Consider the following 12,012-nt stretch of genomic DNA (forward strand, 5'->3'; position numbering starts at 1 on the left):
ACATCATGAGCGCAGCCCATTATTTCGACGGCCACAGCGCCCGTCTGCACGTCGTCCAGCTCAGCACCGGCAACGGCGCCATCCACCTGCACGGCGAGACCACGCGCAGCTATTCCCTGGCCGGCACGCGCCTGGCCGAACCCTTCGAGCACGCCCCGACCGTCCTCTACTTCAAGGACGGCAGCCATGCCGAGGTCCTCGACCCGGGCGTGCGCCCGCAACTGATGGAGGCGCTCGGCTACCGCAAATCCTGGGTCGTGCGCTGGCAGGAACACATGGCGGCCAGCCTGCTTGCGCTGGCGCTGCTGGTGGCCCTGATCGTGGCCGCCTGGTTCTGGGGCCTGCCGGCGGCGGCCGAGCGCCTGTCGCGCGAAGTGCCGCCCTCGGCCGACCAGGCCCTGGGCGAGAATGCCCTCGCCCTGCTGCAGAAACAGAACCTCCTGCAGCCCTCGCGTTTCAGCGAGGACCGCCTGGCGGCGCTGCAGGGCCTCCTGCAGCGGGTCCAGCCGGCATCGCCGCGCATTCCGCTGCGCCTGAAGGTGGTGGATGCACCCCTGCTCGGACCGAACGCGCTGGCCTTCCCGGACGGGACCATCGTCCTCACCGACCAGCTGGTGCGCACCGCCCTCGGCGAAAGCGGCGACCTCGACGCCAGGGCCGCCGCCATGCTGGCCGGCGTGCTGGCGCACGAGGTCGGACACATCGAGATGCGCCACAGCGTGCGCAGCATGACGCGCGCCTCCCTGACGGCAGCCCTGTCGGCGACCCTGTTCGGCGACTTCAGCGCGGTCGCCGCCGGCCTGCCGGCCCTGCTCGGCAATATGGAGTATTCGCGCGACATGGAGCTGGCCGCCGACGGCTACGCGGCGGCGGCATTGCACAGGCGCGGCATCTCCACCCTGCCGCTGGCCGACCTGTTCGACCACCTGGACGAGCAGGCGGACAAGACGACGCCGAAGATGCTGCGCCAGGCGATGTCCTATGCCTCGACCCACCCGGACGGCTATGCGCGCAGCCAGCGCCTGCGCGAAGCCGCGCCCGAGCCGGAAGAAGCGCTGTCGGAATGATCACCAATTGTTGCTAATCGTCTATACGAGCATGGGTGAATGCACATTCTGAGTGCGTTTACATTTCGGTTGGGCAATAATTCTTACTTTTCGTTCTTGAGAAAGTAAGCGGCGCCTGCCGACGGGGCGCCAGCCCGACCGACCCATGCGCACCTTTCACAATCTCACCATCGGCGTGCGGCTTGCCGCCGGCTTCGCCCTGACCCTGTTCATGGCCGTCCTGATCGCCGGCACCGGCATGTGGCGCCTCGACCAGGTTGCCACCGCCGCCCGCGTCACCCTGGCCACGCCGCTGGCCAAGGAACGCCTGATCGCCGAGTGGCACACCCAGATCTTCGGCGCCGTGCGCCGCACCGCCGCCATCGTCAAGAGCAGCGACCCCTCGCTCACCGCCTTCTTCAAGGAAGACGCGGCCGTGACGGCCAAGGCCGCCGCCGACCTCGTCAAGCAGATCGAACCGCTGGTCGCGGGCGAGAAGGAAACCGCCCTGTTCCAGCGCATCATGGAGCAGCGCAAGCAGTACGGCGCCGCGCGCGACAATGCCGTCAAGGCCAAGGAAGCGGGCGACCAGGCGCTGGCCGACCAGATCCTCGACGAGAAATTCACGCCGGTCTCCAAGGCCTACCAGGATTCGATCCATGAACTGCTGGCCATGCAGCGCGACAGCATCACCTTCACCGCCGCCGAGATCGATGCGACCGCCGAGCGCGGGGAGAACTGGATCGCCGGCCTCACCGCCTTGATGGTGCTGCTGGGCGCGCTGTTCGCATGGACGCTCACGCGCGGCATCACCCGTCCGATCCGCGAAGCCGTGCAGGCCGCCGAGACCGTGGCCGCGGGCGACCTCACGGTGAGAATCGCATCGAACAGCCGCGACGAGACCGGCGCCCTGCTGCGCGCCCTCTCCCACATGAACGACAGCCTGGCCAGGATCGTCAGCGAAGTGCGGAGCGGCACCGATACCATCGGCACCGCCTCGGGCGAGATCGCCGCCGGCAGCATGGACCTCTCGAGCCGCACCGAGCAGCAGGCCGCATCGATCGAGGAAACCGCCGCTTCGATGGAAGAACTCACCGGCACCGTGCGCCAGAACGCCGACAACGCGCGCCAGGCCAACCAGCTGGCCATCACCGCCTCGAGCGTCGCGACCCAGGCCGGCACCGTGGTCGAGCAGGTCATCGCCACCATGGGCTCGATCAACGATTCGTCGAAGAAGATCGTCGACATCATCGGCGTCATCGACGGCATCGCCTTCCAGACCAATATCCTGGCGCTGAACGCCGCCGTGGAAGCGGCGCGCGCCGGCGAACAGGGCCGCGGCTTCGCGGTCGTCGCTTCCGAAGTGCGTACCCTGGCCCAGCGCTCGGCCGCCGCCGCCAAGGAAATCAAGGGCCTGATCGGCGACTCGGTGGAAAAGGTCGAAGCGGGCACCAGGCTGGTCGACCAGACCGGCGAGACCATGGACCAGGTAGTGAGTGCGATCCAGCGCGTGACCGACATCATGGCCGAGATCTCCTCGGCCAGCCAGGAGCAGATCCACGGCATCGACCAGGTCAACCAGGCCATCGGCCTGATGGACGAATCGACCCAGCAGAACGCCGCCCTGGTCGAGGAATCGGCAGCCGCAGCCGGCGCCCTGCAGGAACAGGCCGCGCGCCTGGCCGGCCTGGTGAACGTGTTCAAGCTCGACGCGCGCATGGCGTCGAAAGTGGAAATGCCCGCGCGCGCCCTGGCCGTCGTGGCCCGCCCCGCCCCCGCCAAGGCCGCCCGGCCCGCGGCGCCTGCGCGCGCCGGCAGCAAGGTATCCGAGCAAGAGTGGGAAACCTTCTGATCCGGCTGCCTTGAAGCCGAAATAGAAAAACGGATCCACGTCGAACGTGGATCCGTTTTTTTTCGTCCGGCCGCTTCCGCGCTGGCGGAAGCAGCCTTCGGATTACTTCTGGCCCGGCTTGAGCAGGTCCAGCAGGATCGCGGTTTCCGCGGTGATGAAGGAGCGCACGGTCGGCTTGAAGTCCGGCGCCCACTGCGGCGAGTGGGTGCCCGGCGGGTACTTGCCGGCGGCGCGCGCCGCGGCCAGCTTGCCCGGCTCCACGGCGCCCACGTGCAGCAGCACGGCCTTGACGCCGGCCTGGCCGTAGTTGGCGAAGTCCTCCGAGGTCATCTTGGCCGGCATCTCGACCACCTTGTCGGCGCCGAGTGCACCCTGCACCGCCTTGACGGCGCGCGCGGTCAGTTCCGGATCGTTGTAGACCGAGTCGGCGCCCGGCTTGATTTCCACCAGCGGCTCCTTCGGCATGCCGGAGGCGATCGCCTCGCCCTTCACTTCACGCTGGATGCTGGCCAGCACGCGCTTGCGCACTTCCGGCTTGAAGGTACGCACGGTGAGCTGCAGCTTGACCTGGTCCGGCACGATGTTCGCCTGGGTGCCGCCGTGGATGCTGCCGACGGTGATGACGACCGGGTCGGCCGGGTTGTTCTCGCGCGAGATCAGGGTTTGCAGCGCCATCACGACGCGGGCCGACAGCACGACCGGGTCGCGGGTTTCCTGCGGCGTGGCGCCGTGGCCGCCCTGGCCGAACAGGGTGATGGTGACGGTGTCGGCCGAGGCGCGGAAGTGGCCCGCGCGGTAGCCGACCTGGCCCGCCGGCAGCGTGCCTTCGTCATGCATCGACAGCGCGTAGTCCGGCTTCGGGAAGCGCTTGAACAGGCCGTCCTTGAGCATGGCTTCGGAGCCGGTCAGCGGCTCTTCGGCCGGCTGGCCGACCAGCATCAGCGTGCCGCTCCACAGCTTGCGGTTTTCCGCCATCAGCTTGGCGGTTGCGTACCAGGCCGACATGTGCACGTCGTGGCCGCAGGCGTGCATGGTCGAGACGGTTTCGCCGGCGGCGTTCTTGGCGGTCGCCGTGCTGGCGAACGGCAGGCCGGTCTTTTCCTGGACCGGCAGGCCATCCATTTCGGTGCGCAGCATGGCGACCGGGCCTGGGCCGTTCTTGAGGATCGCCACGACGCCGGTGCCACCGACGCCGGTGGTCACGTCGAAGCCCAGCGCCTTGACGCGTTCGGCCAGCTTCTTCGCGGTCTGGTGCTCGGCAAAGGCGAGCTCGGGGTTGCGGTGCAGGTCCTGGTAGATGGCCTCGATGGCGGGATAGTCCTTGTCGAGCTGGGCGGCGATGGCCGGCGGGAGGGAGGTCTGGGCCTGGGCGCCGGCGGCGGCGAAGGCGCAGGCGGCGGCGACGAAATGGGGGATGAGGCGAATCGTTGGTTTCATGAATTGCTCGATGTGGACGAAAAGGTACCTGACCCGGCATGCGGATCACAGGCGGGTCAAAAGCGTAACAGCCACGGTATGTCGCAGCAATATTTAACAATTAACATAGCACCCCTTCTGTGTAAAAGTGTCGTAAAAATTTCTCTACATCACTTTTTCTCTTCCGCAACACCCGATCAGCCCGTACAATTCCCGCCTTGTTCCGCATTTGTCCCGCGTCCGCACCGCCCGGTGCCGCTGGCGGGACCCTGCGCAGCCGGTTCCCGCCGGCCCACTCTCTCCTAGCACATTCGAAGGAAGCTTCATGGGTTTCATTTCTAACATCAAGATCGGCAAGCGCCTGGGACTGGGCTTTGCCATGATCCTGGCGATGACCGTCCTGATCGCCACCGCGGGCGTCTGGCGCCTGAGCGAAGTCGCCTCCGCCACGCGCGACATGATGGCCGCCCCGCTGACCAAGGAGCGCCTGATCACCGACTGGTACAGCCTGAACTACGCCTCGATCCGCCGTACCGCGGCGATCGTCAAGAGCACCGATCCGGCGCTCGGCCCCTACTTCAAGGAAGACGCCGCAGCGTCGGTCAAGAAGGCCGCCGAACTGCTCAAGCAGATCGAGCCGCTGGTCGCGGGCGAGCGCGAGAAGGCGCTGTTCGCTGCCATCCTCGAGCAGCGCAAGGTCTACAGCGCCTCGCGCGACGGCGCCGTGAAAGCCAAGGCGGACGGCAATGCCGAGGAAGCGGCGCGCATCCTCGACCAGGAATTCACGCCGGCCGCGACCAAATACCAGAATCTGCTGCACGACCTGGTGGTCATGCAGCGCAGCAGCATCGACGAGACCGCGAAAGCGATCGACGCGACCGCCGGCCGCAGCACCACCACCATCACCGTCCTGACCGCCGGCGCGGTGGCCCTCGGCGCCATCCTGTCCTGGCTGCTCACCACCGGCATTACCCGCCCGATCCGCACTGCCGTCGAAGTGGCCGAGACCGTGGCCGGCGGCGACCTGACGCGCCGCATCGACGCGTCCGGCAAGGACGAAACCGGCGCCCTGCTGCGCGCCCTGCGCCACATGAACGACAGCCTGGTGGCCATCGTCAGCCAGGTCCGCAGCGGCACCGACACCATCGCCACCGGATCGAGCGAGATCTCGGCCGGCAACCTGGATCTCTCGGCGCGCACCGAACAGCAGGCCAGCGCGCTGGAGGAAACCGCCGCCTCGATGGAAGAACTGACCACCACCGTGCGCCAGAACGCCGACAATGCGCGCCAGGCCAACCAGCTCTCGATCGCCGCCTCGGAAGTGGCGGCCCAGGGCGGCGCGGTGGTCGGCGAGGTCATCACGACCATGGGCTCGATCAACGATTCGGCCAGGAAGATCGTCGACATCATCGGCGTCATCGACGGCATCGCCTTCCAGACCAATATCCTGGCGCTGAATGCGGCGGTCGAAGCGGCGCGCGCCGGCGAACAGGGCCGCGGCTTCGCAGTGGTCGCTTCCGAAGTGCGCACCCTGGCGCAACGCTCGGCCGCCGCCGCCAAGGAAATCAAGGGCCTGATCGGCGACTCGGTCGAGAAGGTCGATGCGGGTACTCGTCTGGTCGACCAGGCCGGCGCGACCATGCAGCAGGTGGTCGAATCGATCCGCCGCGTCACCGACATCATGGGCGAGATCACCCACGCCAGCCAGGAACAGACCGGCGGCATCGAGCAGGTCAACGCCGCCATCGGCCAGATGGACGAAGTGACCCAGCAGAACGCCGCGCTGGTCGAGGAATCGGCAGCCGCCGCGACCTCGATGCAGGACCAGGCCGCCAAGCTGGCCCAGGTGGTCGGCGTGTTCAAGCTCGACGCGCGGGACGAGGCGGCCCGCACGGTGGCAAAGCCGACGCCTGCACGCGCACTGGCGGCGCCCGCGAAGCCTGCGGCGCGCCCGGCCAAGCAGGCGGCGCGCGCCAAGGCCGCGCAGACTGCCCAGACCGCGCAGACCGAATGGGAAGAATTCTGATTTTCGCTTCCTGAATCACAAAGAGCCCGGCAAACTGCCGGGCTTTTTACTTGCGCTGTCAATTCATGGGCAAGACAGGTAGCGTTTCGCGCTCCCCGGCAAGGCGCCTTGCGCTACCTTGCCGGTTCCGGATGCGCGCCGCGCCCGGTGGCGCTATGATCGGCCCCGCATTACAGCCGCCGGATCGGGCGGCGCGATGCGCCCCCCCATACCTGCGACACGGAACCATGCACACCAACCACCGGCCTTTTCCTACCACCGTCCTGCGCCGCGGCGCCCTGCCCGCCGCCCTGATCCTTGCCCTGCTGTCTCCCCTCGCTGCCGCGCCGGCCGGCGCCGGCATCCTGGACGACGTCCCGGACATCAAGGCCGTCACCGACTACCAGCCCAAGATCCCGCTGCGGGTGTACTCGGCCGACAAGGTCCTGATCGGCGAATTCGGCGCCGAGCGGCGCGAATTCGTGCCGATCGCGAAAATCCCCGCCCTGATGAAGGCCGCCGTCCTGTCGATCGAGGACGCGCGCTTCTACGACCACGGCGGGATCGACTGGATCCGGGCGCTGGGCGCCGCCAAGGCGAACCTGTCCGGGAGCTTTCGCCAGGGGGGCTCGACCATCACCATGCAGGTGGCGCGCAACTTCTTCCTCACCCGCGACAAGACCCTGCCGCGCAAGCTGACCGAAGTCGCCCTCGCCTACAAGATCGAAGAGGCCCTGAGCAAGGACCAGATCCTCGAGGTCTACATGAACCAGATCTACCTGGGCCAGCGCGCCTACGGTTTTTCCAGCGCGGCGCGCACCTATTTCGGCAAGGGCCTGGACCAGCTGTCGCTGGCCGAGATGGCCATGCTGGCCGGGCTGCCGCAGAATCCCTCGCGCCACAATCCGGTCGCGAATCCCGAACGCGCACAGCAGCGCCAGCGCATCGTCCTGCGCCGCATGTTCGAGCTGAAGCACATCACGGAAAGCCAGTACCGCCGCGCCCTGGCCGAAACCCTGGTCGTGCGGCGCGACGGCGGCGGGCCCCTGCCCGGCGCCGAATACGTCGCCGAGATCGCGCGCCAGGCCGTGCATGCGCGCTTCGGCCAGGCGGCCTACGAGCGCGGCTACAGCGTCACCACGACCATCCTCGCGGCCGAACAACGCGCCGCCTATGACGGCGTGCGCACGAGCGCCATCGCCTACGACCGCCGCCACGGCTACCGCGGCCCCGAAGCGCGCATCACGCTGCCAAAGGACGAGAAGGCGCGCGAGGAAGCGATCGCCGAAACCCTGCAGAAGCGCCCTGCGGTGGACGGTTTTACCCCGGCCGTCGTGCTGGCGGCCTCGCCGAAGCGGGTCAAGGTCGCGCTGCGCGACGGCGACACGGTCGAGATCACCGGCGCCGGCCTGGCCCTGGCCGCGCCCGCCCTCTCGGCCAAGGCGAAGGCCGGCCAGCGCCTGTCCGCGGGCGCCGTGGTGCGCATCAGCAGTACCGGCAAAAGCTGGGCGATCAGCCAGGTGCCGCAGGTGGCCGCCGCATTTGTCGCCCTGGACGCCCAGACCGGCGCCTACCGCGCCATGGTCGGCGGCTTCGATTACGGCCTGCAGAAGTTCAACCACGTGACCCAGGCCTGGCGCCAGCCGGGGTCCGCCATCAAGCCCTTCGTGTATTCGGCGGCGCTCGAGCGCGGCTTCTTCCCGGGTACCCAGATCCTCGACGAGCCGATCGACTTCTCCGCCGAGCCGGCCTATGCCGACTGGTCGCCGCGCAACGACCACGGCGGCTTCGAAGGGCCGATCACGGTGCGCTACGCGCTGGCGCATTCGAAGAACGTGCCGGCCGTGCGCCTGCTGCGCACCCTCGAGATGGATTACACCCGTGATTTCCTGACGCGCTTCGGCTTCGACGCGGCGCGCCAGCCCAGGACCCTGAGCCTGGCCCTGGGCACCGGCACGGTGACGCCGCTGCAGCTGGCCGGCGCCTATGCCGTGGTCGCCAATGGCGGCTACCGGGTCGAACCGTATCTGGTGACGGGCATCCTGGACCGCGAGGGCAAGCCGGTGTTCGAGGCGAAGCGCCCTGCGCTACTTAGCGAAGCGGCCCGTGTGCTGGACGCGCGCAACGCCTTCATCACCGACAGCATGCTGCGCGACGTGACCCGCTACGGCACCGGCGCGGAGACGGTAAGGCAGCTCAAGCGCGGCGATATCGCCGGCAAGACCGGCACCACCAGCAATGCCGTCGACGGCTGGTTCGCCGGCTACGGCGGCAAGGTGGTGGCGGTGGCCTGGATGGGCTATGACGAGCCGCGCTCGCTCGGCAGCCACGAGTACGGCGCGACGGTGGCGATGCCGGCCTGGATCGACTACATGCGGGTGGCGCTGGCGAAGGTGCCGGAGCGCGCGCCGCTGGTGCCCGAAGGCGTGGTGCGTTCGGGCGAGGACTGGGTGTATGCGGAGTTCGCCGAACAGGCCCCAAGCCAGGAAACACCACCGGCGCCCGTGCAGGACGCCGGCGCGGCGCCGGTCAGCGTGCAGCTGCCCTGAGGCTTGCCGCTTACTTCGGCGGCGCCGGGAACTGGATGAAGGGACCGGCCGGGGTACGCTCGGGCGGCACATAGCTGGGGGCCGGCTTGCCGGCCTTGCCGAGGTGACGCACGTAGCGGTAGATCGCGCGCAGGTCTTCCTTGTCCATCGCGTGCAGGGTGAACCAGGGCATCGGCGGGCGCGTCTTCATGGACTGCGCCATGCGAATCCAGTCGTCTTCCTTGACCGCGTTCATCGACAGGCGCAGGTTGGTCGGGTAGGTCGTGCCCCAGGGGCCGCGCCAGCCGAGACCGTCGCCGGTCAGCCATTCCTTTTCCGGCACCTGGCCGGCGCTCATGCCGTAGCCGGGCGTGTGGCAGTCGTTGCAGCCGCCGACCTTGACGAGGTAGCGGCCGCGTTCGATGTACTTGCCATGCGCCGAGGTGCCGGCCAGCGGCTGGTTCTCCTGCGCCGCGAAGGCGGCGGCGGGCAGCATCAGCGCCAGCAGCAGGGCGGCGCGCGTGGTGGTGTTGGTGATCATGGGGGCTCCGTTCTGGATATCGTTGTCCATGCCAATGGTGCGGCATCCGGCCGCGCATGGTTTTGATGTGCAGGAAGATATCCGGACACGGAGCCCGGCGACAGCCCCACGCAGGGGGGATCAGTCCGGACGCGTGTCGCGCAAGGCTGCCAGCGCCTGTTCGACCAGCCTGTCCGGCGGATCGCGCAGGTCCAGCGTGATGCCCGCTTCGTCCGGCTGCAGCGGCTCGAGGTCGCGCAGCTGGCTGTCGAGCAGGGACGGCGGCATGAAGTGTCCCGGCCGGGCGGCCATGCGCTGCGCGATCAGGGCGCGGTCGCCATGCAGGTGGACGAAGCGTACATCGTCGCGATTCGCACCGTTGCCGCGCAGGATGTCGCGGTAGGCGCGCTTGAGCGCGGAACAGGACAGCACCACCGATTCTCCCGCCTCCATGGCGCGCGCGATCTTGCTGCGCAAGGTAGCCAGCCAACCGTACCGGTCGGTGTCGTCCAGTGGCACGCCGGCGCTCATCTTCGCCACGTTTTCCGGCGGGTGAAAAGCGTCGCCTTCGATGAAGCGCACACCCAGGGCCTGCGCCAGGCGGGCGCCCACCGCGCTCTTGCCGCATCCGCTCACGCCCATCACGACCCAGGCAGTTTGTCTCATTCGGAGGTATCCACGTTTCAGTTATTGTGTTCAAGCGAATTGCCAGGTGCTTACTTTACTGAATTTGTTCGTGATCTGTGGCTTCTTAGCGGGCGGTCTGGTGCGGGGGATGATGCGGCTGGTGTAGCGGGAGATGGTTTGTCCCAGAATTTCGGTTCTCCGGGCTCCCATGTGTAGGTATCCGTACCAACACCGACGTCGATCATGAAAAGGTAGGGCGGCTTGCCTCTGGCACAACCATGCGCGCACCAGATGCGGAAGGTCATACCGTATTTTTTTGGGACATACAGGCTGAGTGTTCGCATGTCCCGTTCCAGCAGGTGAGCGAACAAGCGCTTTTTCCCTTCGGGTGTGAAATCGAACCACGTGCTTCCATCTGTTTCGAACAGGATCCAGCCGCCGGACTTGAACTGATTCTGCAGGTCTTCAAGGACGACGACGGCTTCGTCGAAGGACAGCTTTTCCAGCATCGGCGACGTGGCAAGCGTTACGGCGCGATTGTCCTGGTAGCTCAAGGCTGCGAACTTTGTCGGCGGCAGCTTGAAGCCATGGCGTGGATCATTGAAGTGGATGATGACAGCAGGCTTCGTGACCCAGGTGACCCCGAAGCGATTACGCCCCGGATCGTCCGCTGGTCGGTTTGATCGCTCCAAAACAGGATAAGTCGAATTCTTGGCAACCTCTTCGAAAGACTGGCCAATGCGGAATGAAAGCACTGTTGCGTCAGGTATATAGTTGTGCCACCAGATTACAGCGACAAGCAGGCAGACTACGAAAACTCGTCGGCGCCAAATGCGTTTCACGTCAGCCCTCCCCCAGCAGCAATCTCGCGAATGGACACCTCGACCTGAGAACGCTGCGATCCGTTAAGGAGCGTGTCGAAACGACGTGCAGCGTTCAACACGAATCGCATACGTTCTTCGGCTACCCATAGCTTTGCGTTTTTGTTCCGTGAAAACCAGGTGGTCCAGCCCCGCGCGGCCTTGCATTGCGCTGAAAGCGTCAATGCAATTTCTTGGTAATACCCGCTAGGGAATTCAGTCGCCCATGCGAACTGATTCCAAGCAAGCAGCACCTTGCCTTCCTTGACAGGCTTGACGTTCCGCTAGACCGGAATGCCGTGGTACTTGTGCTTCGGGAAGGCCAGCATGGCGTTTCAATCGGAGGTGTGCGCGCCGTCGACGTGCCAGGCGACGATGGCGGCGCGCTCGGCGGCCGTCAATGGTCGGGTGGCGCCATTCTGGTCGAGCGTGCCCGAAATGACCTTGTCCGCGAGTTGCAGCCGGTAGGCCTTGCCGCGGAACGGTTCCTGGGTATCGATATCGCGCAGCACGAACGGAGCGCGTTCCGGCGGGGCGTCGGCAAGCGCATTGAATCCGGCCGCCGCCTGGGTCGCCACCTCGGTTTGTTGCGCATATCAATCGGCAGACAAGACCTGGCAGGCCAAGGTCTGGATGGCGACCAGGCGCGGCGGCGGGCTGCATCCGCACAGGCACAGGTCGTCGCCGAGGGCGACTTCCCGTCCCTCGTAGCGCTCGGGCAGGCGCGGTCCGTCGAGGGCGATGACTCCCTCCGAATCGCAGCCGGGACACTGCACCCTGTCCCCTTCGAGCGCGACACCGACGCCGTCGATGGTGTCGAGGTGGCTGGCCGAGATCACCTTGCCGCCGGCGGTGGTGCCGGCGCCGAGCGTGATGGTGTAGCGTTTGATCATGGTCCCTGCTCCTTTGCCGGCTGATCATGACCAGCCAATCTAAGGGCGGACCGCCTCGAATGCCTTGAGAGGAAGCAAAGCCTGCCACAAACCCGCAAACCTCGGTGTCAGGTCTGACATTTAGACACGAGCTGAACAATAACTGCCCGCTGCTCTGGAAGCGATGCGGCGCTACAGCCGCGTTCGTGTCCGAATGTCAGACCTGACACCGGTGTAGGCGCGTTCGTGTCCGAATGTCAGACCTGACACCGGTGTAGGCGGACAC

At 66.8% G+C, this 12,012-nt stretch carries 11 protein-coding genes; 4 read left to right on the top strand and 7 right to left on the bottom strand.

Annotated features, from left to right (window positions below):
- The first annotated feature begins 5 nt into the window (after positions 1-5).
- Positions 6-1,067, top strand: coding sequence for a M48 family metallopeptidase (locus tag NX780_RS01035; protein ID WP_258826011.1), 1,062 nt, complete (start codon positions 6-8; stop codon positions 1,065-1,067).
- A gap of 145 nt (positions 1,068-1,212) precedes the next feature.
- Complete coding sequence (locus NX780_RS01040) at positions 1,213-2,898, top strand: methyl-accepting chemotaxis protein (protein ID WP_258826012.1); 1,686 nt, start codon at positions 1,213-1,215, stop codon at positions 2,896-2,898.
- Between the two features lie 102 nt (positions 2,899-3,000).
- Here NX780_RS01040 and NX780_RS01045 read toward each other — a convergent pair whose 3' ends face one another.
- Entirely contained in the window at positions 3,001-4,335 is a 1,335-nt protein-coding gene (locus NX780_RS01045) for an amidohydrolase (protein WP_258826013.1), read from the bottom strand.
- A 304-nt stretch (positions 4,336-4,639) separates the two neighbouring features.
- Between NX780_RS01045 and NX780_RS01050 the strand changes: the two genes are divergently transcribed.
- Positions 4,640-6,340 carry a methyl-accepting chemotaxis protein gene (locus NX780_RS01050; protein WP_258826014.1) on the top strand — a complete coding sequence of 567 codons (1,701 nt, stop codon included), beginning with the start codon at positions 4,640-4,642 and terminating at the stop codon, positions 6,338-6,340.
- A gap of 227 nt (positions 6,341-6,567) precedes the next feature.
- Positions 6,568-8,868, top strand: a complete 2,301-nt coding sequence (locus tag NX780_RS01055) for a penicillin-binding protein 1A (protein WP_258826015.1) — start codon at positions 6,568-6,570, stop codon at positions 8,866-8,868.
- A gap of 10 nt (positions 8,869-8,878) precedes the next feature.
- Here the strand turns inward: NX780_RS01055 and NX780_RS01060 are convergent, their stop codons facing one another.
- The 6 genes from NX780_RS01060 to NX780_RS01080 form a co-directional block, all read right to left on the bottom strand.
- Positions 8,879-9,388: a c-type cytochrome gene (locus NX780_RS01060; RefSeq protein ID WP_258826016.1), complete on the bottom strand. Its 510-nt coding sequence runs from the start codon at positions 9,386-9,388 to the stop codon at positions 8,879-8,881.
- Positions 9,389-9,508: 120 nt separating this feature from the next.
- Positions 9,509-10,033: a gluconokinase gene (locus NX780_RS01065; protein ID WP_258826017.1), complete on the bottom strand. Its 525-nt coding sequence runs from the start codon at positions 10,031-10,033 to the stop codon at positions 9,509-9,511.
- Between the two features lie 50 nt (positions 10,034-10,083).
- Positions 10,084-10,836 carry a hypothetical protein gene (locus NX780_RS01070; RefSeq protein WP_258826018.1) on the bottom strand — a complete coding sequence of 251 codons (753 nt, stop codon included), beginning with the start codon at positions 10,834-10,836 and terminating at the stop codon, positions 10,084-10,086.
- Complete coding sequence (locus NX780_RS25375; protein ID WP_441294988.1) at positions 10,833-11,108, bottom strand: DUF2515 family protein; 276 nt, start codon at positions 11,106-11,108, stop codon at positions 10,833-10,835. Before NX780_RS25375 ends, NX780_RS01070 begins: the two co-directional genes overlap by 4 nt.
- 81 nt (positions 11,109-11,189) lie before the next feature.
- Positions 11,190-11,432 (bottom strand): hypothetical protein, encoded by a 243-nt coding sequence (locus NX780_RS01075; protein ID WP_258826019.1) that lies wholly within the window; start codon positions 11,430-11,432, stop codon positions 11,190-11,192.
- Between the two features lie 18 nt (positions 11,433-11,450).
- A complete protein-coding gene (locus NX780_RS01080; RefSeq protein WP_258826020.1) occupies positions 11,451-11,747 on the bottom strand; it encodes a PAAR domain-containing protein in 297 nt (98 codons plus the stop codon).
- Positions 11,748-12,012: the final 265 nt, after the last annotated feature.

It is taken from the genome of Massilia agri (assembly GCF_024753255.1).
Lineage (GTDB): Bacteria > Pseudomonadota > Gammaproteobacteria > Burkholderiales > Burkholderiaceae_D > Telluria > Telluria agri.